This is a genomic window from Arthrobacter oryzae, assembly GCF_031454875.1.
GTDB classification, from domain to species: Bacteria; Actinomycetota; Actinomycetes; order Actinomycetales; family Micrococcaceae; genus Arthrobacter; species Arthrobacter oryzae_D.
In genome coordinates, this window is the sequence record NZ_JAVDRQ010000004.1 from 227,248 (window position 1) to 251,968 (window position 24,721).

Here is a 24,721-nt window from a genome sequence, read left to right on the forward strand (position 1 = left end):
CTTGTTTGTGCTCCGGGTTGTCCAGGCCGGCCCCCGTCCTGCGCCGTTGCAGTGGGGGACCGGCCGGACCGGTGCGGTGTTTCTTTCCGTGAGATCTACTTTTCTGCACTTTCAAGAGGGTTACTAGATGAAAACCATGGAAAGAAATGCACTTCTTCGCGTATGCTCAATAAATGTCGCCTACGAGCTGGAACCGCAAAGCCGCCACCCCGCCGTCGTCCCCTGGCACCCCTGAACTGGACGTCATCAGCCTGGGCCGGCGCGTCCGCCACCTGCGCAAAGCGGCGGCAATGACCCTCGATGACCTGAGCGCTGCCGTCGGGACCGCGCCGAGCCAGCTGAGCCTGATCGAGAACGGCAAACGCGAACCCAAACTGGGACTGCTGCAACAGCTGGCCGCCGCGCTGAATGTCAGCATCGACCAGCTGCTCGGGGCGGAGCCGCCGAACCGGCGGGCGGCGCTGGAGATCGAGTTGGAACGGTACCAGCGCAGCCCGCTTTACGGGTCCCTGAACCTGCCCAAAATCCGCATCAGCTCGCGGCTGCCGATGGATGTGCTGGAGTCCATGGTGGGCCTGCAGCATGAGCTGGAGCGCCGGCTCAATGAGCAGGCAGCGACGCCGGAAGAAGCCCGCCGCGCCAACGGTGCGCTGCGTGCCATGATGCGTGAGCGGAACAACTATTTCCCGGAGTACGAGGCAGAAGCCCAGAAGGTCCTGGCATCGGTCGGCCACACCAGCGGTCCGCTGTCCCACCACGTCATCGCGGACATTGCCGGACACCTCGGTTTCAGCCTCCATCACGTGGGCGATCTGCCGCATTCCACCCGTTCCGTGACGGATCTTAAGAACCGCAGAATTTATCTCACGCAGAACCAGCGCACCGATCACGACCCCCGTTCAGTGCTCCTGCAGGCTCTCGGCCACTACGTTCTGGGCCACCAGACGCCGTCGAACTACGGGGACTTCCTGATGCAGCGCGTGGCCACAAACTACTTTGCCGCGGCCCTGATGCTGCCGGAACAGGCCACTGTGGACTTCTTGCAGCGGGCCAAGCAGGCCAAGGAAATCGCCGTGGAGGACATCCGGGATGCGTTCGCCGTGTCCTATGAAACTGCGGCGCACCGGTTCACGAACCTTGCAACCCAGCACCTGGACATCCGCACGCACTTCCAGAAAACGCACAAGAGCGGCATCATCTACAAAGCCTACGAGAACGACGGCGTGACGTTCCCGCAGGATCACACCGGCGCCATTGAGGGCCAGCCGTCGTGCAGGAACTGGACCTCGCGGGTGGTGTTCGACGTGCCGGATAAGTTCAGTGCGTACAGCCAGTACACGGACACCCCGTCCGGCACCTACTGGTGCACGGCCCGGACGGAACGGTCGGCGACCGGCGAGTTTTCGCTCTCTGTCGGAGTTCCGTACGCGCAGGTGAAGTGGTTCCGCGGCCGGGAAACCACCGAGCGGTCCAAGTCCACCTGCCCGGACGAGAACTGCTGCCGCCGTCCGCCGGCGTCGCTGACGTCGGAGTGGGCGGGGAATGCATGGCCCTCAGCGCGGGCACACTCCCACCTGCTCGCGGCCATGCCCCCAGGAGCCTTCCCGGGCGTGGATGAAACCGAGGTTTACAGCTTCCTGGAGGCGCACTCCAAGGCTTAGTAGCCCGCTCCGGGAGCTGAACGCTCTCTCACCTTCTGCGGTTTTTCCCAGGACGCTCTCTCACTCTCTTGAGAAAAGTGAGAGAACGTTTCGGTTTTGAGCGCAGAAAGTGAGAGAGCGTTTCGGTTACCCGTGGAGTTCCCGGTAGGCGTCAGCGGCTGCCGGGTGCAACGGCAACCCGGCAGTGTTGATCAGCGACTCCGGACTCAGGAACTGGACCCCCCGACTGGAGCGGGGGATCAGTTCCTCGGCGTGCCCCACCAGCAGTTCGACGGTCCGCTTCACGGTCCGCCCGTCCAGGTCGTTCCGGCACAGGAGGAGATTCGCCACGCCCACCGTCCAGACAGCAGGAATGCCCTCGTAGCTGCCCTCGGGGATCAGCACGCGGTCGTAGTAGGGGCCGTAACGGGCCCGTATGGACGGAATCAACGCCGAGAGGTCCAGGAATCCCAGGGCAGCCTCCTTGTTGCTGTCAGCGATTGCGGCCGTAGGCACGCCACCGGACCAGAACAGGGCGTCTACTGACCCGCCCTGCAGGGCTGCCAGACCATCGTTGAGCCCGAGGTTCAGTACAGAAACTGTCTGTTCGGTGGCTGCAGCGGAGGGGGTACCGGCAGCAGCGGAGCCCAGCCCGGCAGCCTCGATCAGGCGTGGAGTGGTCAGTGAGGTCCCCGAACCGGGCTCGCCGACAGCAACCGTCCGCCCGGCCAGTCCGGCGAGGTCGCCGATGCCGCCGTCTTTCCGCACGACGCAATGCACGTAATTTTCGTACACCCGTCCGAGGGCAGAGATGCCGGCACCCGGCGTACCGCCTCCCGTAACCTGCCGGGCTGCCGCATCGGACAGCGCGACGGCGAATGTGGCCTGCCCCGTCAGCAGCTGCCCCAGGTTGTCCAGGCTGCCTCCGGTGGTCAGTGCCACGGCATGGTCCGCCACGCCGTGACGCTGGAGGGACTCCGCCAGCAGCGTGGCGAACTCCAGATAGAACCCTCCCGGCTCACCCCCGGCCACGGTCACCGTGCCCGGACGGTCCTCGGGAGTGCACGCGCTGAGAGCCGGTAAAAGCAGTCCCGCCAGCCCGGCAGCCAGCCCGGCCTTGAGGGCGGTCCGTCGCGGGGGAAGGCCTTCGGACATGCCGGTCAGGCCCGACGCTCCGGTCATGCAGTGCCCTCCTTGCCCTGCTGCGCGAACTTACCCGGGTGCGCAAAGGCATGCGGAAACTCGATGCGGGCGTTCAGGCCGTGCGGCGACGCTTCCGCCAGCAGGAGGCGGCCTCCGTTGGCCCCCGCCAGTTTGTCCACAATCGTCATGCCCAGGCCGTTGCCGCGGATCTCGCGGTGCTGGGGGGAGCGCCAGAACCTGCTGGTGGCAGCAGCCCGTTCCTCCGCGGAAAGCCCGGGGCCGTCGTCGGAGATTTCGACGGCGACCGCGTCCGGGCGTACCCGTACTGCCACTGAGATGCGGGCACCGGGCGCGTATTTGATGGCGTTGTTGATCAGTTCCCCCACCATCTGGGCCAGTTCGGCGGCGTTGCAGGCGATGTTCACCGCCGGGTCCGGCGGATCGTCCAGCAGTATGTGGGAGCCGCTGCGCCGTGCAGCCGGGCCGGCCCGTTCGGTTTCTTCCTGCAGGACCGGGTAGGGGTCAATGACGGCTGGGAGCCCGTGCGAAGGAGTCCCCAGCGGACCTCCGGCAGAGTCTTCGAAGGCCCTGTGTTCGGCGGCGGCCAGCTTCAGCACGCCGTCGAGGATCTCTTCCACACGTTCGAGTTCGGCGAGAACCCCGGCCGCCGCCTTCTGTTCCCTTGCTGTCTTCAGTTCCAGCTGCAGCAAGTCGATCCTTAACCGCAGGGCACCCACGGGATTGCGCAGCTGATGGGAGGTGTCGGCAATCAGCTGGCGCTGGGAGTCGATGCTCTCGCTGACTGTCCCGGCCATCCTGGTGAAGGAACGGCTCAGTTCCCGCAGTTCCGGTGGCCCGGCCTCGGGAAGGTTGCCGGTCCGGCCTATTGCCTCAAGCTCCTTGACGGCCGAATTCAGGCGGTGCACAGGACGCAGCACCCATCCGGTCACGCGGGCCGCACCGAGGAGGAGCACGGCAGCGAGGGCGGCCGCGGCCACGCCGACCAAAAGCCATCGTTCCCGGAGTTTCTGCCGGGCCGCATCCAGGTTGACCTCCAGGACCGCCTCGCCCAGAACCTGGCTTGCGCTGCCGAAGGAGCGGGAAATCACCTCGGAACCGGTTCCGAAAGGCTGCAGCGGAGCGAGGGTGGTGTCGTTGAGGTTCAGGTTCGCCCTGGCCAGGGCGTCGCGGACCTCCGCCCTGTCCTCGCTCAGGCCGCCGGACCGCAGCGCACCCTGCTGGAGGCGGATCAGGACGCCTTCTCCGTACAGTTCCGAGTATCGGTCCATCTCGGCCTGCAGCTGGGTGGAATCCCCGTCCGTCGCGGCGTCGAACGCCACCTGCGCGAGGCGGTTGAGGGCGGCGGCCCGGTTGATCTGCAGTTCCTGGGTAAGCTCCCGGCTGGCGGATGTCAGGATGGCCGTGGAGGCGAAGATGACGATGAGGACGGACAGGACGCTCAGGACGCCGAGGACGCGCAGCTTCACGCAGGACCCGCCTCGACCCGGTAGCCCACGCCGCGGACGTTGATGATGAAGCCCGGCATCTGGAGTTTCGCCCGCAGGCCTGTCAGGTGCACGTCAAGGGATCGCGAGGAGGCAAGGAACGCATCCCCCCACAGCGCATCCAGGATCTGTTCCCGGGTGACCACCGAACCTGCATGGCTTGCCAGGAGCGCGAGCAGGTCGAATTCGGTGGCGGTCAGGGGCAGGACCCTGGGACCGATCGCTGCCACCCGCCGTTCGAGGTCCACCTCGAGTTCGCCCAGCACGATGGTGCGCTGCCTGGTGTCCTTTGCGCGGCCTGCCCGCCGGGTGACGGCTTCGATGCGGGCGAGGAGCTCAACCAGTTTCACCGGCTTGACGAGGTAGTCATCGGCTCCGGACCGCAGGCCCAGCACCACGCTGCGCTCGTCATCGCGGGCTGTGAGGATAAGGATCGGGACGGGTGTGACCTGGCGAAGCTTGCGCAGGACGTCGAGGCCGTCCATATCGGGAAGGCCCAGATCGAGCAGGATGACCTCGAAGCGCCGGTGTTCCAGGAGTGCGTCAGCTCCGCGGGCAACCCGGGAAGCCGTGTGTCCGGCGGAAACCACGGCTGCGTCGAGGGCGGACGCCATGGCGTCGTCGTCCTCGACGATGAGCACATCCATGGCCTGTTTCCTGTTCCGTATGCGCGGTGTTTCTTCCCCGGCCCGCCTTTGGAGATTACCCCGTCCGCCGATTTTCCGCCCTGAGCGGGAGCAAAACCTAAGGAAGTGTTAGGACTTCCGCTCCGGCGTTGGCTGTGCGGTGGATCACGAATAGCTTGGATGGGGTCCTCGGCTTTCTGGGGACCATCGATGTCGAGGAGGAACCATGAGCAATGTTGCCGTGGACAGCATAAAGGTACGCCGGGAGCCGCTGAAGGCACCGGCCAGGAAGGTTCAGCGATGAGCACCCAGCAGGCGGGGATCCAGAGTGAGTCAGCCCAGACCCGCAGGGCCGTGAGCAACATCCTCAAAGGTTCGGCCGGCAACCTCGTGGAATGGTACGACCTCTACGTCTACACAGTCTTTGCCGCCTACTTCCAGTCCCACTTCTTCAACTCCAAGGACGAGCTGCAGGCTGGCCTTGAGGCGATGGCAGTGTTCTCGACGTCGTTCCTGATGCGCCCCATCGGTGCCTGGTTCTTCGGCCGCTACGCGGACCGTAAGGGCCGCAAGGCCGCGCTGACGCTCAGCGTGACGATGATGTCCGCGGGATCCTTCGCCATCGCAATCCTGCCCACCACCCAGCAGATCGGTGTCTGGGCGCTGTTGCTGCTGATCCTGGTGCGCCTGGTCCAGGGCTTCTCAGTGGGCGGCGAATACGGCACCAGCGCCACCTACATGTCCGAGGCGGCCACCTCCAAACGCCGCGGCTTCTTCTCCAGCTTCCAGTACGTCACCCTGATCGGCGGGCAGATGATGGCCCTGCTGGTCCTGGTCATCCTGCAGAACTTCATGCCCAAGGGCGATCTGACCGAGTGGGGCTGGCGTATCCCGTTCGCCATCGGCGGCGTGGCTGCGCTGGTTGTCCTGTGGCTGCGGCGCTCCATGGAGGAAACCGTCTCCGAAGAGCAGGTTGCGGCGGCCAAGACGCCCGTTACGGCGGGCGAAGCCCAGCCGGGCACCATGAGGCTGCTGTTCACCCAGTACTGGAAGCCGCTGCTGATCTGCATCGGCGTCACCCTCGGCGGCACGGTGGCGTTCTACACGTACACCAACTTCATCCTGAAGTTCATGAACGATACGTCAGGCATCGCCAAGACCGACACCTCGGTGATCAACTTCTGGGCACTCTTCATCTTCATGCTGCTTCAGCCCGTCTATGGCCTGATCTCGGACAAGGTGGGCCGCAAGCCGCTGCTGCTGTGGTTCGGCATCACCGGCGTCCTCTTCACCTGGCCGCTGCTCTCCACACTGTCCAACACCAAGGACCCGTTCACCGCGTTCCTGCTCATGATGGGCGGCCTGCTGATCGTGGGCGGCTACACCTCCATCAACGCCCTGGTGAAGGCTGAGCTGTTCCCCGCCTCCATCCGCGCCCTCGGCGTGGGGCTGGGTTATGCGATTGCCAACTCACTCTTCGGCGGTACGGTGCCGCTGCTCGGCGCGGCCTTCCAGAAGGCCGAGCGGGTGGACCTGTTCTTCACCTACGTAACCGTCGCCATCGCCATCTCCCTGGTGGTCTACGTCTTCGCCCTGCGGAACAAGAAGGCCACGCATTTGGACCGCGAACAGGGTGATGCCTGGTCACAGTCCAGCAAGGATGACGACAAGGACAAGGACCTCGTGGACGCCTAGCGTCCAGGGGCAGAGGCTCCCAGGAGAGTACGACGGCGCGTGGCCGGCCGCCGTCGTACCGTCACCCACCAGGACGCTCTCGCAGATCCTGCAACGAAAACCCGGGACGCTCTCTCACTTTCCAGAAGAAAGTGAGAGAGCGTCCCGGGTATTCCTGCGTTAAGTGAGAGAGCGTTCCGATGTGGGTGCGGACTATATTGGCCCTGTCAGCCCATCAACCTGATCGCGGGAGTGTGCACTCATGGCTAAGGAACTTGCAACCCAGCTCATTGAACAGCTCCAGGCTGCCGGCGTGCAGCGAATTTACGGCATCGTGGGGGATAGCCTCAACCCGATCGTCGACGCAGTCCGCAAAACCGGCGGCTCCGAGCACGGCGGAATCGACTGGATACACGTCCGGCATGAAGAGGCCGCCGCGTTCGCCGCCGCGGCTGAAGCCCAGCTGACCGGCCGGCTCGCAGTCTGCGCCGGGTCCTGCGGCCCGGGCAACTTGCACCTGATCAACGGCCTGTACGACGCGAACCGCTCAGGAGCGCCTGTCCTGGCCATCGCCTCGCACATTCCGAGCAAGCAGATCGGCAGCGGCTTCTTCCAGGAAACCCATCCGGACCGTCTTTTCAACGAATGCTCGGTGTACTCGGAGCTGGTCAGCACTGCCGAGCAGGCGCCCCGGGTCATGCACAGCGCGATCCAGCACGCCCTCGGGCTCGGGGGAGTCGCCGTCGTCACCCTTCCCGGCGACATAGCCGGGCTGGAAGCGACTGGTGAGACGCCGCTGCCCGCGACGTTCCGACGCGCCACCCTGGTCCCCGATGCGGCGAGCGTCCGGGAACTCGCCGATGCCATTAACGCGGCCGGCAAAGTTGCCATCTTTGCCGGGGCAGGAACGCAGGGCGCCCACGACGAAGTCGTGGCCCTCGCGGAGGTAATCGGCGCCCCGATCGGGCACTCGCTGCGGGGCAAGGACTTCATGCAATACGACAACCCGTATGACATCGGCATGACCGGCCTGCTCGGCTACGGCGCGGCCGCCGAGGGGATCGAGGATGCGGACCTGCTGATTCTGCTCGGCACGGACTTCCCTTACGACCAGTTCCTGCCCGGCACCCGTACCGCCCAAGTGGACCGGGCCGCCCACAAACTTGGGCGGCGGACCGACGTCGACATCGCCGTCCATGGCGACGTGCTGCCCACGCTCGCCGCGCTGAAGCCACTGCTCACCCCGAAGAAGAGCCGGCGCTTCCTCAACCAGATGCTCAAGAAGCACGACAAGCTTATGAATAAGGCCGTGGGCGCGTACACGCGAAAGGTGGAAAAGAAGCAGCCGATCCACCCGGAATACGCGGCATCGCTGCTGGATCAGGTGGCCGCGGAGAACGCGATCTTCACGGCGGACACCGGCATGTGCAACGTCTGGACCGCGCGCTACATCAACCCGCTGGGCACCCGCCGGCTGATCGGCTCGTACCTGCACGGCTCCATGGCCAACGCCCTGCCGCACGCGATCGGTGCGCAGCTCGCCTACCCCGGCCGCCAGGTCATCTCGGTATCGGGCGACGGCGGGCTGTCCATGCTGCTTGGTGAGCTCATCACCGTTGCCGCGCACCGTTTGCCGGTGAACGTTGTGGTCTTCAACAACTCCACCCTGGGCATGGTCAAGCTGGAGATGCTCGTGGATGGGCTGCCTGATTTCGGCGTCGATGTGCCGGACGCCAACTATGCTGCGGTCGCCCGTGCCCTCGGCTTCCACTCGGTCCGGGTCACCGATCCGGCCCGGATTGAGGAGGCCTACCGGGAGGCCTTCGCCCACCCCGGACCGTCGCTGGTGGAACTCATCACGGATCCCAAAGCGCTGTCCCTTCCGCCGAAGATCACCGGCTCGCAGGTCCTCGGCTTTGCGACCGCGATGTCAAAGGTGGTCCTGAACCGCGGCGCCGGCGAGGCCGTGAGCATGGCCCGGAGCAACCTGCGGAACATCCCGCGGGGATAGGTTACCGGCGGCCGGGGGACGGGGGCCGGGGACCGGGGGTCGGAGGACGACGACGGCGCTGCCGCCCGCCGTCGTCGGACGCCTCCGGCGCCTGCCGGCCCTATTGCCCGCGGCGCTCTGCCGCAAGCAGTGCCGCCGTCTTTTCGATGAGCTCGTAAGGTACCGGTTTGCCCAAGGGGAACTTCAACGTTCCCTTGGCCGACCGGTACGGTGCGATCGCCGTCTGGAAATCGTCGTTGCCGGCCGGCACTGGATACACGGAAATATGATGCGCCCAGCCCGCGAAATACACCACGTATTTGCCGTGCAGGGTGACCGTCGGGATGCCGTAGCTGATCATCTCGCCGGACTCCGGGACGGCGGCATGGCACCTGCGCCGGACTTCCCGGAGGATGCCCTGCACCTCGGCGGGAAAGGACGCGATGTACTCGTCAACGGTGTTGAAATGCTGTGCCACTTAGCGCTCCTCCGACATGTCACGAGGATACGCCGGCGCAGGAAATGCGGGAGCGTTGGCGGAAACGTTGCGAAAGCTGCGAGAGCGTCGGTGGGGTGAAACCAAAACGACGGCAAACCGTGACCCTACGGGCATCGTCCTGCGGCGGGCCGGCTGGTTGACTGAAGGGAGAAGGGCGGATTCGCGCCGGTGCCGGCAGGGCAGGTCCAAGGGGGAAGAAAAATGAAGACGTTCCGTGTGGCCAGGATCGCGACCGCGGGTGCCCTTGTGGCGCTGACCGCCTGTTCGGCGTCGTCTCCGGAGCTTTTGAAGGCCGACGGCGTGGAGCGGGTTTCGGTGGACCGCGCGGCTTATGCCGCTGAACTGCGCTCCTTCCGGGCCTCCGCCCTGGGCCTCGGCGAGGCCCTGCTGGCCGACGGCGGCGACGGCTCCAACGGGAACGTGGTGTCCTCGCCCGGCAGCCTGCTGATTGCCCTCGCGATGCTTCGCGCCGGCGCGACGGGCGAGACCGCGGCGGAACTGGACAGCGTCCTGCAGCTCCCCGCTGAGAATCGCGACGAGGCCATGAACGCGGTGCTCAGCTCGCTGGAGAAGTTCGACGGCGACCCCGGCGCAGTGGATGAGGACAACCCGCCGCGGAAGCCGGTCATGCACGCGGCCAACGGGCTGTTCGTGGACAAGGGCATGCCTACCGGTCAGTCCTTCCTGGACACTCTGGCCCGGCACTACGGAACCGGCGTGTATCCCGTGGACTTCAGCGACGAGGGTGCAACGAAGCCCGCCATCGACGCCTGGGTCAACAGGAACACCGGGGGCCGGATCAAGGAAGCGCCTGCCAAATACGATCCGGACAATACGTTCAGCCTGCTCAATTCCCTGTACTTCGCGTCCGCGTGGAGCGCGCCGTTTGACCCGAATGACACCTCGGACCTGCCCTTCACCACAGCCGCCGGCGAGGAAATCGAGGCGCCTGCAATGCATAACGAGCTGAAAATGAAGTATGCGGAAGGGGCTGGCTGGCGGGGTGTGGATCTTCCCTACGCCGATGGTTTCGTGATGCGGCTGGTCCTGCCGGTTGCAGGTGCCGGAGTCGACGCCGGGTCCGCCCCGGCCTCCACGGCTTTTGACGCAGCCCAGCTCACGGAGATCGCGGACACCTTCGACACGGCAGCGCTCGAAACAGTGCAGATCCAACTGCCCCGCTGGGATCACAAGTGCAGTTTTGACCTGCGGAAGGTGTTTGAGTCGCTCGGCCTGCGGAAGACCCTCAGCACCACCGAGGACTTCAACAACATCCAACCCCGGATGATGATCACCCAGGCCGCGCAGGCTGCCAACATCACAGTTGCTGAAAAGGGCACCATCGCCGCCGCGGTCACGCAGATCAATGGCATGGCCACCAGCGCTCCGCCGCAGCCCGAGCGGACCATCGCCTTCGACCGGCCGTTCCATTACCAGATCGTTCACGTCGAAACCGGCCTGCCGCTGTTCATGGGAACGGTGGCCGACCCGCGCTCCTGACCGGGACACGCCGAGCAGCTTGGCGTTGCCGGAACTTACCGGCCGAGGCGCACCGGCCTGAACCTACCGGCCGGTGCTTAGCTCTTGGTCTTGAGGGAATTGCGGCGGCGCAGCACGGCGCCGTAGCCCGCGAACAGCCGCGGCAGCACGATGTACACGGCCGCCGGAACCACCACGAGCGTGAGGACCAGTGCGCGGAGCACCGGGTGCCAGCCCTCGGTCAGGGGTGCCACCACCATCATGCCCACTGCAACCAGCGGGAAGATGGCAAGCCACGTGATGACGGCTCGGACATGGATGGACGGTGCGGGCGGCGCCGACGGCTGAACCGGAACCGGCAACTCGAGCGGGGCCCCTGACGCAGGAGGTGTTGTCGTGGACGTGAGGGCGCTGTTCATAGCTAACTCCAACTAGATAGTTGCTTTTGATAGAGATGAGACTAACGCCGGCTTGGCAAAAGTGCAACTAGTTAGTTGGAAACGGGTAGAATCAGCACATGGCCTGGAATACTGACCGCACCAAAGCGCTGCTGCTGACTGCCGCCACGGAGGAGTTCAGTGAGAAGGGCCTCGCCGGCGCCCGGGTGGACCGCATCGCAGCCGCTGCCGGCGTCAACAAGGAGCGTATTTACCAGTACTTCGGCAAGAAGGACGACCTGTTCGACGCCGTACTCGCCGCGGAACTGGTGCGGGTGATGTCCGAGGTCCCCATCGAGGGTCATGGCGCCGCAGCCGTCGGAGAGTACGCCGGAAGGCTTTTTGACCGGCACACGACCGATGGCGCCTTGGCCCGCCTGCTGTTCTGGGAAGGCCTGGAGCGCGGCAGGAACACCGTGGACCGGGCCACGCGCGCGGACCACTGCGCCGCAAAAGTGAACCAGATGCTGAGAGTGCTGCCCGGAATCGACCGTGAGGATGCAGCGGACCTGGTCATTACCATTGTGACCCTCTGCGACGGCTGGACGGTGCTGCCCCAGATCGATGCGCTGCTGGCGGGCACCGCTCCGGACCGCCTGGTCCGCCGTCGGGCCTTTATCGTGCGGACGGCCACAATGGTGGCCGAAGCCCTGCTGCAGGACCCGGGGCTGGAAGACGGCGCGCTGGAAGACGCGCAACTCGAAGAGCTAAGGATCTCCGGGCGTTAGCGCGGGCCGCCCTGCCAGAGGGCGTCGAACGGGGCGCCGGAGGCCACACGGTTGCGGATACCGGCGGTCACGAACGCTTTCGCCGTGCGGGCAGCCTCGAGCGGAGTCGCGCCCTTGGCGAGCTCCGCTGTCACGGCGGCCGCCAGGGAGCAGCCTGCTCCGGAGACTGCCACTTCGCCCACCTTCGGGGCGGAGAGGACCTCCAAGGTGTCGCCGTCGTAATAGACGTCGACGGCGTCGGGACCGGCCAGGCGCACGCCGCCCTTGGCCAGCACCACGGCGCCGCTCAGCTCATGGATGCGGATGGCCGCGGCCTTCAGGGACTCGAGGTCCGTGATCGCCAGGCCGGACAGCGACTCCGCCTCGAAGTGGTTTGGCGTGACGAACGTGGCCAGCGGCAGGATCTGCGCTTGGAGTGCCTGGTCCGTGTCCAGTGCATGGCCCGGTTCCTGGCCCTTGCAGATCAGCACCGGATCCAGCACCACGTTGGTGAACCCGCCGGAAGCCAGCGCGGCGGCAACCGTCGAAATGGTGGCCGGGCTGCCCAGCATGCCGATCTTCACCGTATCCAGCACGGACGGCGCGCCTGAAGCGGCGCCGTAGGCCGCCGTCGTCGCCTCCAGCTGGTCCGCGATGACCTGCTGGTCCACCGGGACGAAACGGTGGTTCCAGTTGTCATTCGGGTTGAAGGACACGATGCAGGTCAGGTTGGCGATGCCGAAGACGCCCAGTTCCTGGAAGGTCTTCAGGTCGGCCTGTGCTCCGGCACCGCCGGTCGCCTCGGACCCGGCAATGGTGAGGGCGACGGCAGGCAGGGTCTCAACAGCGGCAGAAGTCATTTACCCATCCTGCCATCGGGCCCAATCAAGCTGCATTGTGCGGATGACCAACATGAACAAAACCCCGGTGGTGCCCGTCATAGCGCATGGTGCAGCGGCCCGCCGTCGTCGTATTTCCTGGCAAGTTTCCAGACCGCGAGGCGTCCCAACGCAGCCGCGGTCCCCATGGCGGCAGCAGCAACGTAGTCGGGAGGATCCGCGAAGGCGCCAAAGGGTGCTCCCAGCGCGATGCCCAGCACTCCAAACGCCGCCACATGGAGCCACTGGCCGCGTACTGGCCGCAGCAGCAGACCCAGCGGCATGGCCAGGGTCCAGCCGATGACCACCGCGGGAATGGCCCCATATATGAGGGCCGCCACGATGAACCAGGTGCCGGACGTCGAACCACTATTCAACACTTGGACCCTGGCGCCGAGCAGCAGGCAGAACGTCACATGAGTCACGAGGATGCCGAGCCACACGGCGCCTGCTCCGAGCACCACGCGGTGCGGGCGGCTCATGCCGTTCGCCTCATGATGTCCTGCAGCGTGCTTCCGAGCTCGGCATGCCTGAAGATGAAGCCGGCATCCAGCAGTTTCCGCGGCTGTACCCAGCGGCTCTTGAGGACCAGCTCGGTCTCGGTGCGGATCAGGACGGCACCGAGCTCCAGCAGCCACACCGGGGTGGGCGCGCCAAACCGCGCGCCACAGGCCCGCCGGACCAGCCGCATCAGCTCCCGGTTGTCCACAACGTCGGGAGAGGCGACGTTCACCGGCCCGGTGATATCCGTCCGCTGGTGTACGAACAGCACGCTGCGGTACAGGTCCTCCACATGGACCCAGCTGAACTTCTGGCTGCCGCTGCCCATGGGCCCGCCCAGCCCCAGCCTGGCGAGATTGCCCAAGGGCCGCATCACGCCGCCGCCCGGACCAAGCACGATGGAGATCCGCAGCGGAATCCTGCGGGTCAGCGGTGTTTCCGAACCGGCCAGGGCGGACTCCCAGGCCTTGGCGACATCCACCGAGAAGCCTTCACCCAGTTCTCCCTCCTGCTCCGACTGAGGCGCATCTTCTGCATGACGGTAGATGGTTCCGGTGCTGGCGTTGAGCCAGGTCGCCGGGGGAGCGGAGCAGCGCCCAACCGCTCGGCCCAGTTCCGCCGTCGTGGCTACGCGCGAACCCAGGATCTGCACCCTGTTGCCTGCGTTGTAGCGGCAGTTCACGGAACGTCCGGCCAGGTTCACCAAGAGGTCTGCGCCGTTAAGCGCCCGGGTGAGTCCGTCGTCGTCACCCCAGCGGGCTGTGGGCGACCGGGTGTCAGGGCCGGTGCCGGTCCCGGTGCGGTCGGTGCGGCCGATGGTGCGGACCTGCCAGCCGTCCCGCTCGAAGCGCGTCCGGAAATACCGGCCGATGAAGCCAGATGCCCCGGCCAGGACCACGGTCTTGCTGTTGTTCACAATTCCCCCATTGGTTGCTGCTGCTTGAAGTTAAGGCCGCCTGTGGTGCGGGAATCCGGCTATTCGCGGACGCTGCGGCTCAGGCTGAGGACGTCGTCCAGGACCTTGCTGACGCCGGGAATCCTTGCGAGGGACAGCCCGCGGGCGATCAGGGGCGCCATGCCGTCGATCAGTTTCCGGGTGCGGCGCCTGTCCTCCGACGTGTCGTAGACCCAGAAGAGCGCCACTCCCATGTAGCCGAGCCACAGCAGCTCAGGCAGGTCGGTCCGGAGCTTTTTGGGTGCCGCCGGGCTGGCGCCCTCCACGACGTTCCGGAAGATGGCCAAGGAGGCCTCCCGCGCGGCTGTGGATTCGCCGGAGAACGGGTTGACGGCCGACGTCGGCCGGATGGCGGTGGCGATGAACTCGGCACCGAAGCGGTGATACGGCTCCATGACGTCCAGGCCGGCGTGAAGCGTCGCCCTGAGCCTGCCGCTGAGGTCTTTTACGCCCTCGACGGCCTGAGCTGCCTTGGCGGCATGCTCCGCCTGCACTTGGACATAGAGCTCCTGGACCAGCTCGTCCTTCGACGCGAAGTAGTAGTAGGCGTTGCCCACCGACACTCCGGCCTCGCTCGCGATGGCCCGCATGGTGGTCTTTTCGAAGCCGATGTCACGGAACATCCGCAGGGCGACGTCGGCCACAAGTCGGCGCGTCTGCTCGCTCTTGCTTGCCATGGGCATCTCCGTCGTCGGGTTTTGAACGTGTTCAAGAAGTTTCCCACAGGAACTGAACGTGTTCAAATAAGCGAAATGGTGCGGCGACCGGGTGCCCGCGCAGCGCCGGGTGGTGCGAGAATAGAACCCGGCTCCGGCGGAAGTATTCGCTGGAGCCCACCCAGTGCTAATACAGCCGGCCGCTGCAGCGATCTCCTCCGTGACATTCCGGGCAGCCGAGCGAACCACTCTGAATGGACACCCATGACTTCCGCCAAGACTTTCCCCGCCCCCGCGGCGCCGAAATTCGCCTCGATCGGTTCCCCCTACTTCGGCATCATGCTGGCCATCATGGCCGTGGTGCTGATCCTGTCCAACATCGGGGCATCCAAGGGCGTTGCGATCGGTCCGATCATCACGGACGGCGGCTTCTTCCTCTTCCCGCTGGCTTACATCCTGGGCGACGTCATCAGCGAGGTCTACGGGTTCAAGGTGGCACGCAAGGCCATCATCACCACGTTTGCCCTGTCCGTGTTCGCGTCCATCTGCTACTGGGTGATCATCGCGCTCCCCGGCTTCGACGACGAGTTCGGTACTTCGAAGCAGGCCGCGCTCGAGGGTGCGCTGGGCCCGGTCCCGCAGATTGTGCTGGCCTCGCTGCTGGCGTTCCTGGCCGGGCAGACCATCAACTCCTGGATCCTGGTGAAGATGAAGACGCGCACGGGCGAGAAGTCGCTGTGGGCCCGGATCATGAGCTCCTCGGTTGCCGGTGAATTCGTTGACACGTTGATCTTCTGCAGCATTGCGGCGTCGGTCATCGGCATTACGGATCTCGGCACCTTCGTGAACTACGTGCTGGTGGGCTTCCTTTACAAGACCCTGGTGGAGTTCCTCTTCGTGCCCGTGACCGCCCTGGCCATCGGCTGGATCAAGAAGCGCGAACCGAGCTACGGGGCGGTGACCGGCGCAGCGTAGCCGGCCACCCGCCGTCGTACTTTGGCCGCCGTTTAGACGGTTCCTGCCCCACTCGATGCTGCGTGACGTCGAGCCTGCAGGGAACCGTCGAAACGGCGCTCAGGGCTGTCCCGCCGTACCGCGGGCAAGCGCCCGGAGCACCCTGTACTTGAATTCCGCCTCGTTGAACAGGTCCTTCCATTCGATCCGGAGGAAGATCCAGCCCTGCTCCATGAGCGCCTTTTCGCGCCGACGCTCCGCAAAGAGGACCTCGTCGGTGGGCTGGTAGTCGAAGTACTTGGTCCTGCCGTCGAATTCGAGCGCTACTTTCCTTTTGCGCCAGGCGAAGTCCAGCCGGTGCTGGCCCAGTGGCGTGTTCACGACGTACTGGGGTTCCGGCGGTTCGATCCTGAGCCTGTGGAGCAGTTCCCTCGTCAGGGTTTCGCCGGGTGATTCGGAGCGCGGATCCGCGAGTTCGATGGCCCTGCGCAGTGCGACGACTCCGTTTCGCCCGGCCAGCCCGGTGCAGCGGGAACGCAGGGCCTCAAGGTCCGCCCCCATCCGGCAGGCATGGTCCACGAGGATGAGGGACTGCCGCAGATTGAACATCAGGCAGCAATCCACCACGGTCCGCTCAAGTGAGGTGCAGGGGAGCCCATCCACGAAGCTGATGTCATCCGGACCCAGTGCCCGCGTATGGGCAACGACGTCGCTGCCATGCGAAATCCGGGACGGGCAGGTCTGCTGGGTCAGGTGGATCCGGCCGTCGGCCTTCCACAGGTGAAGCCGGCGCAGGCGGGCACCCGAGGTGTGGCTGTAAACAAAGCCGCCGGCCGACGTCGTAAGCGTCCCGTGTGCGTGGGTATGGATGAGATAGCGGCTGCGGATGCCCGGCTTCAGGCCGTTCCACCAGCTGCCGCGGACATAGCAGCCACGCCGTGCACGCACCAGGTCTCCGCTGCGCGTCAGCCGGGCCACGGCGCGTGCATGGAAGCCGGCGCTGAGCAGTTCCTGGGTGCGCCATATGTTGCCGGTGGGAAGCTGCGGCTGGGTCATGGTTCCAGACTCAGCTTCGCGGCGACGTGTTTCCAGACTGAACCCTGGCTATGTGGACATCCGGTTCGACGGTTCCCTGCCGGCTAGACGCGGCCTTACGTCGAGCGCGCAGGGAACCGTCGAAACGGCGGGTCTAGGCGTAGTAGCGGCCCAGGGTCTCGACCTTGAACTCGAAGAAGTTGCCGGCTTCGATGGCCAGCCGGGCGTCGTCCACCATTTTCACTACGAAGCGCTCGTTGTGAATGGAGATCAGCGTGGCCGAGACCATCTCCTTGGCCTTGAACAGGTGGTGGATGTAGGCCCGCGAGTAGTTCAGGCAGGCGTAGCAGTCGCAACCTTCCTGCAGCGGGCCGAAGTCCCGCTTGTACTTGGCACCGGAAAGGTTGAACCGCCCGTCCGGCGTGTAGAACGCCGAGTTGCGGGCCACCCGGGTGGGGGAGACGCAGTCGAAGGTGTCCGCGCCGTTTTCGATGGCGGTGAAGATGTCGTCCGGTTCGGAGATGCCCAGCAGGTGCCGCGGCTTGTTCTCGGGCAGCTCCTCGTTGCACCAGCGCACAATGGTGCCCAGGTTTTCCTTCTCCAGCGCCCCGCCGATGCCGAAGCCGTCGAAATTCATGGCACCGAGGTCGCGGCAGGCCTTGCGGCGGAGGTCCTCGTACTGCGCGCCCTGGATCACGCCGAACAGCGCCTGATACGGCTTCCCCACCCGCTCGGAGGTCAGCCGGAAGTGCTCGTCCAGGCAGCGCAAAGCCCACAGCCGGGTGCGTTCGAGTGACTCTTCCTGGTAGCCGCGGGAGTTCTGCAGCGTGGTCAGCTCATCGAAGGCGAACATGATGTCCGCACCGATCTGGTGCTGGACCTGCATGGAGATCTCGGGGGAGAAGCGGTGGCGGTCGCCGTTCAGGTGCGATTTGAACCAGACGCCGTCGTCGTCGATGTGGGCCAGCCGTTCCTTGCCGGGGGCCACGGCGTCGTCCGGGACAGCCGCGTCCGCGGAAGACACAGTCTTCATGTCGATGACCTTCTTGAATCCGGAGCCCAGGCTCATCACCTGGAAGCCGCCGGAGTCCGTGAAGGTGGGCCCGGACCAGTTCATGAAGGCTCCGAGCCCGCCCGCTTCATCCAGGATGTCCGCGCCGGGCTGGAGGTAGAGGTGATAGGCGTTGGCCAGCACCGCCTGAGCGCCGAGTTCGGCAATGGACTCGGGCAGCACCGATTTTACCGTGGCCTTGGTGCCGACGGCGATGAAGGCCGGCGTCTTGATCTCGCCGTGCGGGGTGCTGATGGTGCCCGTCCGGCCTAGGAATTCCCCGCCGTTGGCCGCTACCTGCTGCGGCGTCGGCGAGCACGTCTCACTCAGGCGCTTGCCCACGGCGAAGGAAAACTCGGACTGCAGGGCTGCGGCGCCCGCGCCCGTGGCGCCCGGGTCAAGCGGCTCGAGTGAGAGCGAAGGTTCAGTATTGGCTGGCACGGTTCAAGTGTGCCAGCTTACGGTGGCGAAACTTAGCCGGGCACTAGTGCACGGGGTCCGATGTGGGGTAGTTCTCAGCCCGCCAACTGTCCCAGCTGCTGCGGATTTCCTCCAGCCGGTGGGCCCCCAGATCGTACGTGGACACGATCACCATGGACCCGCCGTCGGGCCTGACTTCGGCGATGGGCGGCTGGTCGGCCACGATCAGCAGGCCGTCGCCGTGCTCGGCGTAGCTGTGCACGGTGAGGCCCACCTGGTGGTTGGTGCGGTACCAGACCTTGCCCGAGATCTTTTCGCCGGTGGCGAGGCTCAGCGAGTAGGGCTCGCCGGGTGCCGGGATGTCCCGCAGGCCCAGCTTGTCGATGGCGGAGCCGTCACCGCCGGGAACAGAAAAGAAGGCCGTGCGGCGCTTGCCGTGCGGGTGGTGCTCCAGGGCGAAGCGGAGCTGCTGGAGGAACGTCAGCCAACTTTGGGTGATGTCCTCGTCCCACGCGGCCCACTCGGAATTGTGGTCCAGGGCTGCCCGCGTAACACTGACCTGTGTGCCGGTGGGGACGGGCTTCAGGGCGAACTCATCCCCGCCGTCCACGGTGAGGCTGGTGTGGTCAGAGCCTTCAACCACGGTGTCCTTGAAATAGATTTCGTTGATTTCGGCGGCCAGGTCGTCGGCCTCCCAGCCGTGCCACTGGGCAACCTTGGCCGGTTCACGCAGCATTGTCCAAACCTGCTGCGCATCGGAGTTGATCACAACGCTCAGTTTGTTCGTCATGGGGTGAATCTACAACTCCCGGCGCCCCCGGGGTAGGGCCAAAGGGGTTGGACCCCAATGGGCAGGGGACCGCGTCAGGCGCGAACAGATTCCAGTTCGTTGCCGATCCGGCGCTCCAGCTCCTTCAGTCCGATGGTCTCCGAGCCGCCGTGCGCCCGCAGGAACATCAGGGCCTCAAGCCGCAGCAGCCGCCATTCGCGTTCGGCGTCCGGGTTCGAGTTGTCGATTGCCCGGAAGATTTCCTTGTCGTACAGGTTCGGTTCGTTCAGCGAGCGCTGCCGGACCTTGGCGTTGATGCGGGACTTGAACGGATCCGTTTCCATGGCGTCGGGGGCACGGAGGAGCTTTTCGTACACCTCTGCACGGTCCTCCTGCCCGGTCTGCCGGCAGATGTAGCTGGACAGCGCCAGCGCCGCCTCGACGGACGTCCACCGGCCCGGGTTCCCGTCGAACGGCAGCACGTTGAGGAGATCCGCCACGGCCAGGGCGCCGTCCGCATCCTTAAGGATGACGAACAGTTCGTGGGCCAGGTCGCTGAGGTCCTTGAGGCAGCTTCCGGACTTGGTGTTGATGCCCTTGGCCAACCGGTCGCTCAGCAGCATCACGCCCAGCGCGTCCGGGTGCGCTGCGGCGGCCGTCGCCACCACGGACTCTGGAGTCCCTAAGGGCGCCGGGATCAGCGCCAGTTCTTCATCGCTGGGTCCGGCCGCCGCTGCCGGCGTGGTGGCCGGACGGGGAGGTACGACGACGGCGGGAGCCGCCGGGGCGGGCTCCGCCCCGGCCGAGTCTGCCCGAGCGGCGTCGGACTCTTCGGAACCGGTGTCCGCAGCGGAACGGGAGTCACCGGCGACGTCGCCGGCGGTGGGGGCGCCCGTCCCTGCCACCATGACTGTGGAGCTCGCCGCGATGCGCAGAATCCCGCCGCCGGTGAGGGTTGCCAGGACCACGGCCGGTGTGCCGAAATCGTCGTTCTCCACGAGTACGCTCTGGACTTCGGCGGACCGTTCACCGTCGGGGAGGAGCAGGAGGTGGCCGGTTTGCAGAGAGCCAGCCTGGAGCTCACTGTATTGCTGGGCGGCTGGGGGGTGGGTCATCGGGAGTCCTTAAGTTCTCTTGCGGTCCGCCCTACAGTCTACAAAGGAGCCCGCCCGAAGTCGGGGACGCCCGGGTTCCTTCGAGCGTCCCCGCAGCCGCCACGCCAGCGAATACGCAGCACTGAACCGCAGCGCTGCAGCCGACCCCCGGCCCCACGCCCGCGAATGGTGATGCGGCGGGCTTAGCTGCCCACGCCGGCGAATGCGAGTGCCTGCCGGACGAGGGCGCCGCGGCCGCCGCTGAATTCCAGCTGGACGTCGGGGCTCAGGACCTCCTCGGGAGTCATCCAGGTGAGCTCGAGTGCGTCCTGGCGGGGTTCGCATTCGCCCGTGACCGGGATGATGTACGCCAGCGAGACAGCATGCTGGCGGTCATCGGTGAACCCGGTGTGGGACGGCGCCGGGAAGTATTCAGCCACAGTGAACGGCACCGGGCTGATGGGCAGCTGCGGGAACGCCAGCGGGCCCAGGTCCTTCTCCATGTGGCGGAGCAGGGCCGCCCGGATGGTCTCGCGGTAAAGGACGCGGCCGGACACGAGGGAGCGGACCATGGTGCCGTCCTCATCGGCCTGCAGCAGGGTGCCCACTTCGTTCACGAACCCCAGGGGATCAAGGCGGACGGGTACGGCTTCCACGTAAACCATGGGAAGCCGGCCCCGGGCTTCGAATAGGTCCTCATCGGACAGCCAGCCGGGATTCGGGTCAGGAGTGCGCACGTTCATGCTTAAGTTCTACCGCATCCCTGCCCGAACCCCGTGCCGGACCCTTCACACGGCAAGGATGGTTTCGAGCGGTTCCCCTGCCGCGATCCGTGCCAGGAGGGCAGGCTCGGCGGCGTCAGAGGCAAGCGCCCGGTCCAGTACTCCCTCCAGCGCGGCCGGGGAAAGCACGATGACGCCGTTATCGTCACCCAGCACCCAGTCGCCCGGATGGACCTCGACGCCGCCGCACATCACCGGGATGTTGACGTCGGACAGGGCGTGGTGAATCCGCTTGGTGGTGAGGCACGAGGTGCCGCGGGCAAACACCGGAAGGCCGGTGGCCCGGAGCTCCAGGATGTCAGTGGCGACGCCGTCGACCACCACCGCTGCGGCGCCCCGCGACGTGGCAGCGGCCGCCGTGACCGCGCCGACCGGGGCGTGCCGGTGGTCACCGGACATGTCCACTACCAGCACCGCGCCGGGGTACAGCGACAGCAGGGCACGGTTCATGGCGAACGCGTCGTTCCCTGCGATCCGGACCGTCACCGCCGGACCGGCCACCTTGACGCCGTCGAACAGGGACCGGATGCCCGGGTCCAGGAAACCGTCCTCCAGGAAGTGGCCGATCGTGGGATAGCTGACGGCCGCAAGCCCTGCAGGGGCGCCGTGGACGCGGGTGCCGCTCACGGGGTCACCTCCGCCGCGGCGTCGCCCGAGAGCACCGCCACGCACTCGATTTCAAGTGCAACGCCCCACAGGCTGACGCAGACCGACGTCCTTGCAGGTTTGGCGGTGCCGAAGAACTCGGTGTACACGCGGTTGTACTCTTCGAGCTGGCCGGGGTCGGTGAGGTACGTGTTCACTTTGACCACATGTTCCAGGCCCGACCCGGCGGCCTTCAGCACGGACTCAAGGTTTCGGATGGTCTGGCGAACCTGGTCCGCGAATGATTCCGGCTGATCGTCCAGCCCGGTGATGGCGGGGATCTGGCCGGCCGTGAACACGAATCCGTTGGCCACCACCGCTTGGGAGAAGGGCCCGACGGCGGTCGCTCCGCCGGGGATTTCGGCGATCCGCCGCACGGTGCCGCCAGCAGCTGTCGCTGCGCTGCCGACGTCGGCTGGTGATGTCAGGGGTGCGGCGGTCACTTGGCAGCCACCGCCTGGCCGGAATCCTCTGCGGGTGCAGTTTCCGCCGGGGCCGTGTCCATGGCGTCGATGTTGCCGTGCCGGGTTTCCGTCAGGATGAACAGCGCCCCGAGGGATATCAGGGCGGCCGCCATGATGTACCAGGCGATGGAGGAGCTCTGGTGCGTCACGCCGAGCAGCCAGGTGGTGATGAAGGGGGTTGCGGCACTGCCGAGGAGGCCGGAAAGCATGTAAGCGACCGACAGGCCCGAGTAGCGGACCTTGGAACCGAACAGCTCGGCGAGGAATGTGGCGATGGGCCCGTAGTTTGCGGCGAAGGCGGTCATCATGGCGAGGTAGGCGATGAACAGCAGGGGCACCGATTTGGTGTCCATGAGCCAGAACATGGGGAACGCCAGGGCTGCCTCGGCGGCCACACCGGCGTAGATGATCGGCTTGCGGCCGTACTTGTCGGAGAGCTGGCCGAAGAAGGGGATCAGGATAAAGCACAGGGCGCAGGCGGCCAGCACAACCCACAGCATGAGGGCCTCGGAGTGGCCCAGTTCCTTCTTGCCGTAGGAGACGCCGGAGGCAACGAGCAGGGTGAAGGTGCTGCCGGTGGACAGGGTGGCCACGCCGCCGAGGATGACCTGCTTCCAGTACTTCGCCATCAGGGCTGCGAAAGGCAGCTTGACTTTGGCGCCGGCATCCTTGACAGCCTGGAATGACGGGGTTTCTTCGATGTGGAGCCGGATGTAGATGCCCACGGCCACGAGCAGCGCGGACGCGAGGAACGGAATCCGCCAGCCCCAGCTGAGGAGGGCTTCGGTGCTGACGCTCGAGGCCACAATCAGGAAGGCCACGTTGGCTATGAGGGTTCCGGCGGGTACGCCCACCTGGACCAGGGAACCGTAGAAGCCGCGCCGGTGGGACGGGGCGTGTTCCACCGTCATCAGCACGGCACCGCCCCATTCGCCGCCGAGGGCCAGGCCCTGGATGACGCGGAGGAAGAGCAGCAGCAGGGGCGCCATGATGCCGATGCTGTTGTAGTCCGGCAGGAGGCCGATGGCGAAGGTGGCCGCGCCCATGGTCAGCAGCGAGATGAGGAGCATGGATTTGCGGCCCAGCCGGTCGCCGAAGTGGCCGAAGATAATCGCACCCACCATGCGGGCGATGTAGGCCGAAGCGAAGGTGCCGAACGCGAGCATGGTGCCCACGATGGGGTCGAAGCTCGGGAAGAAGATCTTGTTGAAAACGAGGGCTGACGCTGTTCCGAAAACGAAGAGGTCGTACCACTCCACGGTGGTGCCGATAACACTGGCGAGGGCAATCTTGCGCATTTTGGCGAGGTCGAGCCGGGCTGTTGCGGCGGTGGTTGTATCTACCATTTGAGCCATCAGTATCTCCAGATGGGGTGCGGGGACGAGCGTCCGATGCAAGGTAGATACAACTCTTGTGTGCAGCGGATCACACCTCAATGGCAGAAATGCCATCAAAAAATCATCAGGAATGTGGGAACACACAACGGCTCCGCGGGAAGGCCAGCACGCCCGCCGGGCCGCGGCCGCCACCACCAGCCGGGCCGCCGCCACCACGCCCCCGCCGGGCCGCGGCCGCCGCTAGGCCCAGGCCACCACCAGCCGGGCCGCCTTGGACGGAACGGTGAGATCGATGCCGGTCAGTTCCTGGAAGCGGTTGAGCCGGTTCAGGATGGTGTTCCGGTGGCAGAAGAGCTGCTCGGCGGTGGCGGTGATGTTTCCGGTGGACAGGAAATGCTGGACGGTTTCCATGAGCCGCTCGCGTTCCCCGCCGCGGCATTCCTCCAGCGCCTCCTCCACCTGGGCGGCAAGGTCCAGGCCGGCGTCCTGGAGGTTCTGGTTCGCCAGCCGGGCCCAGGCGGCATCCGCGGACAGCGGGCCTGCGTCGTTCGGGCGGAGCAGGGCTGCAAGGCTCTCCGCCGTGCGGGCCGCGGCGGGAAGGGCGCGCAGCCCGTGCACTTCCGGAACGAAGCCGCAGGGAATGTCCGCCAGCGCGGGCGGCAGCGGCTGGTCCGGCGCGGCGGCTGCCCGCGGAACTGTCCGCGGTGCCGGGAGGGGCCAGAACAGGTAGGTGGTTCCTCCCGACTCGTGCAGGAAGAGCCGGTGGCGGAGCTGCAGTCCGGACCCGAACTGCGCCGACGCAGCACGGAGCCGGGTTCCCGCCTCGCCGCTGGCGGCCACCAGTCCGCACCAGGAGTCGGGGCTGATGCCCAGGGCCGAGCCCACCTGGGCGGATGTTTCGGCGGACAGGGTGCTCTGGTTGAACAGCCTGGCGATGAATTCGCGCTGGATGCTGGACTCTTCCTGGGCCATTCGGACGCGCTCGGTGAGGTAGCTCATGTGCGTTCTGGTGGCGAATCCGTCCACCACCCGCCACACCTGGTCCACCCGGGAAGCGAGCAGTCCGGCGTCGTCCGGGGCCGCGATCTCCAGGAGTTCCGCCCACAGGATGCTGAAGTCCAGCCGGACCGCGGAGGTCAGGGATTCAGGCGGAATCCCGGCACGGGCTCGCTTGGAGCCAAGGTCCGAGGCAAAGGCAAGCAGCCCGTCCCGGCCGTTGTCGGCCCGGCCGCCGCGAAGCCCGTGGATGAGCCGGCGGAAGGTCTCCCGCGCGGTGTCCCGGATTTCCAGTACGGTGACCTGGCTTTCGCCGTATTCCGGGATTTGCCGGACCTGGGCCGTGAAGGTCTGGGCCAGCTTGTCCAGCCTGTCTTCGAGCTGGTCCACCAGCTCAACCCAGCGGACGGCATCTCCAGAAGACTCAAAATTGTGCATTTTCACATTCTAGGGGCTTGTTTACGTGGTGCAATGCTAGTTTTTT

24 protein-coding genes are annotated in these 24,721 nt (G+C 66.0%); 6 read left to right on the top strand and 18 right to left on the bottom strand.

Translation table 11 applies throughout. The features are described from left to right. The first annotated feature begins 173 nt into the window (after positions 1-173). Positions 174-1,661 (top strand): helix-turn-helix domain-containing protein, encoded by a 1,488-nt coding sequence (locus tag J2805_RS09230; RefSeq protein ID WP_309975399.1) that lies wholly within the window; start codon positions 174-176, stop codon positions 1,659-1,661. A gap of 126 nt (positions 1,662-1,787) precedes the next feature. Here J2805_RS09230 and J2805_RS09235 read toward each other — a convergent pair whose 3' ends face one another. The 3 genes from J2805_RS09235 to J2805_RS09245 are packed head-to-tail and all read right to left on the bottom strand — an operon-like array spanning position 1,788 to position 4,935. Beyond that, positions 1,788-2,822: a TAXI family TRAP transporter solute-binding subunit gene (locus tag J2805_RS09235; RefSeq protein ID WP_309975401.1), complete on the bottom strand. Its 1,035-nt coding sequence runs from the start codon at positions 2,820-2,822 to the stop codon at positions 1,788-1,790. Beyond that, positions 2,819-4,270, bottom strand: coding sequence for a sensor histidine kinase (locus tag J2805_RS09240; RefSeq protein ID WP_309975403.1), 1,452 nt, complete (start codon positions 4,268-4,270; stop codon positions 2,819-2,821). Before J2805_RS09240 ends, J2805_RS09235 begins: the two co-directional genes overlap by 4 nt. Further along, entirely contained in the window at positions 4,267-4,935 is a 669-nt protein-coding gene (locus J2805_RS09245; protein WP_309975405.1) for a response regulator transcription factor, read from the bottom strand. Before J2805_RS09245 ends, J2805_RS09240 begins: the two co-directional genes overlap by 4 nt. Before the next feature lie 279 nt (positions 4,936-5,214). Between J2805_RS09245 and J2805_RS09250 the strand changes: the two genes are divergently transcribed. After that, entirely contained in the window at positions 5,215-6,609 is a 1,395-nt protein-coding gene (locus J2805_RS09250; protein WP_309975407.1) for an MFS transporter, read from the top strand. A 241-nt stretch (positions 6,610-6,850) separates the two neighbouring features. After that, positions 6,851-8,599, top strand: coding sequence for a pyruvate dehydrogenase (locus tag J2805_RS09255; protein ID WP_309975409.1), 1,749 nt, complete (start codon positions 6,851-6,853; stop codon positions 8,597-8,599). Positions 8,600-8,699: 100 nt separating this feature from the next. On the opposite strand, the gene J2805_RS09260 is transcribed toward J2805_RS09255, so the two are convergent. Further along, complete coding sequence (locus J2805_RS09260) at positions 8,700-9,056, bottom strand: iron chaperone (protein WP_309975411.1); 357 nt, start codon at positions 9,054-9,056, stop codon at positions 8,700-8,702. 222 nt (positions 9,057-9,278) lie between these two features. Here J2805_RS09260 and J2805_RS09265 point away from each other — a divergent pair, with 222 nt between their 5' ends. Continuing rightward, a complete protein-coding gene (locus J2805_RS09265) occupies positions 9,279-10,577 on the top strand; it encodes a serpin family protein (protein WP_309975413.1) in 1,299 nt (432 codons plus the stop codon). 77 nt (positions 10,578-10,654) lie between these two features. On the opposite strand, the gene J2805_RS09270 is transcribed toward J2805_RS09265, so the two are convergent. Then, the gene (locus J2805_RS09270; RefSeq protein ID WP_309975415.1) at positions 10,655-10,975 is read right to left on the bottom strand and encodes a putative antibiotic biosynthesis monooxygenase; all 321 of its coding nucleotides are present in this window, start codon (positions 10,973-10,975) and stop codon (positions 10,655-10,657) included. Between the two features lie 98 nt (positions 10,976-11,073). On the opposite strand from J2805_RS09270, the gene J2805_RS09275 reads away from it, so the two are divergent. Next, on the top strand, positions 11,074-11,721 hold the full coding sequence (locus tag J2805_RS09275) for a TetR/AcrR family transcriptional regulator (RefSeq protein ID WP_309975417.1): 648 nt from the start codon (positions 11,074-11,076) through the stop codon (positions 11,719-11,721). Here J2805_RS09275 and J2805_RS09280 read toward each other — a convergent pair. The 4 genes from J2805_RS09280 to J2805_RS09295 all read right to left on the bottom strand — a co-directional run bounded on the left by J2805_RS09280 (position 11,718) and on the right by J2805_RS09295 (position 14,711). Continuing rightward, positions 11,718-12,560, bottom strand: coding sequence for a hydroxymethylpyrimidine/phosphomethylpyrimidine kinase (locus J2805_RS09280; protein WP_309975419.1), 843 nt, complete (start codon positions 12,558-12,560; stop codon positions 11,718-11,720). The two genes, J2805_RS09275 and J2805_RS09280, sit on opposite strands and share 4 nt — an antisense overlap. Before the next feature lie 77 nt (positions 12,561-12,637). Beyond that, positions 12,638-13,060, bottom strand: a complete 423-nt coding sequence (locus J2805_RS09285) for a hypothetical protein (protein ID WP_309975421.1) — start codon at positions 13,058-13,060, stop codon at positions 12,638-12,640. Further along, positions 13,057-13,995, bottom strand: coding sequence for a TIGR01777 family oxidoreductase (locus J2805_RS09290; RefSeq protein WP_309975423.1), 939 nt, complete (start codon positions 13,993-13,995; stop codon positions 13,057-13,059). Before J2805_RS09290 ends, J2805_RS09285 begins: the two co-directional genes overlap by 4 nt. Before the next feature lie 59 nt (positions 13,996-14,054). Continuing rightward, on the bottom strand, positions 14,055-14,711 hold the full coding sequence (locus J2805_RS09295) for a TetR/AcrR family transcriptional regulator (RefSeq protein WP_309975425.1): 657 nt from the start codon (positions 14,709-14,711) through the stop codon (positions 14,055-14,057). 243 nt (positions 14,712-14,954) lie between these two features. Here J2805_RS09295 and J2805_RS09300 point away from each other — a divergent pair, with 243 nt between their 5' ends. Then, positions 14,955-15,665 (top strand): queuosine precursor transporter, encoded by a 711-nt coding sequence (locus J2805_RS09300; protein WP_309975427.1) that lies wholly within the window; start codon positions 14,955-14,957, stop codon positions 15,663-15,665. Positions 15,666-15,764: 99 nt separating this feature from the next. Here J2805_RS09300 and J2805_RS09305 read toward each other — a convergent pair whose 3' ends face one another. The 9 genes from J2805_RS09305 to J2805_RS09345 all read right to left on the bottom strand — a co-directional run bounded on the left by J2805_RS09305 (position 15,765) and on the right by J2805_RS09345 (position 24,675). Further along, positions 15,765-16,700: a type IV toxin-antitoxin system AbiEi family antitoxin domain-containing protein gene (locus J2805_RS09305; RefSeq protein ID WP_309975429.1), complete on the bottom strand. Its 936-nt coding sequence runs from the start codon at positions 16,698-16,700 to the stop codon at positions 15,765-15,767. A 133-nt stretch (positions 16,701-16,833) separates the two neighbouring features. Next, positions 16,834-18,171, bottom strand: coding sequence for a tRNA guanosine(34) transglycosylase Tgt (gene tgt, locus J2805_RS09310; RefSeq protein WP_396134276.1), 1,338 nt, complete (start codon positions 18,169-18,171; stop codon positions 16,834-16,836). 43 nt (positions 18,172-18,214) lie between these two features. Continuing rightward, positions 18,215-18,940, bottom strand: coding sequence for an SRPBCC family protein (locus J2805_RS09315; protein WP_309975431.1), 726 nt, complete (start codon positions 18,938-18,940; stop codon positions 18,215-18,217). A gap of 74 nt (positions 18,941-19,014) precedes the next feature. Then, positions 19,015-20,034, bottom strand: a complete 1,020-nt coding sequence (locus tag J2805_RS09320) for a DUF6707 family protein (protein ID WP_309975433.1) — start codon at positions 20,032-20,034, stop codon at positions 19,015-19,017. A gap of 182 nt (positions 20,035-20,216) precedes the next feature. After that, positions 20,217-20,756, bottom strand: coding sequence for an NUDIX hydrolase family protein (locus tag J2805_RS09325; protein ID WP_028271117.1), 540 nt, complete (start codon positions 20,754-20,756; stop codon positions 20,217-20,219). 45 nt (positions 20,757-20,801) lie between these two features. Continuing rightward, positions 20,802-21,422, bottom strand: a complete 621-nt coding sequence (locus tag J2805_RS09330) for an RraA family protein (RefSeq protein ID WP_309975435.1) — start codon at positions 21,420-21,422, stop codon at positions 20,802-20,804. Continuing rightward, the gene (locus tag J2805_RS09335) at positions 21,419-21,883 is read right to left on the bottom strand and encodes a RidA family protein (RefSeq protein WP_309975437.1); all 465 of its coding nucleotides are present in this window, start codon (positions 21,881-21,883) and stop codon (positions 21,419-21,421) included. The genes J2805_RS09330 and J2805_RS09335 overlap by 4 nt, the downstream gene beginning before the upstream one ends. After that, positions 21,880-23,259, bottom strand: coding sequence for an MFS transporter (locus tag J2805_RS09340; protein WP_309975439.1), 1,380 nt, complete (start codon positions 23,257-23,259; stop codon positions 21,880-21,882). Before J2805_RS09340 ends, J2805_RS09335 begins: the two co-directional genes overlap by 4 nt. 222 nt (positions 23,260-23,481) lie before the next feature. Beyond that, the gene (locus tag J2805_RS09345) at positions 23,482-24,675 is read right to left on the bottom strand and encodes a PucR family transcriptional regulator (RefSeq protein WP_309975441.1); all 1,194 of its coding nucleotides are present in this window, start codon (positions 24,673-24,675) and stop codon (positions 23,482-23,484) included. Positions 24,676-24,721: the final 46 nt, after the last annotated feature.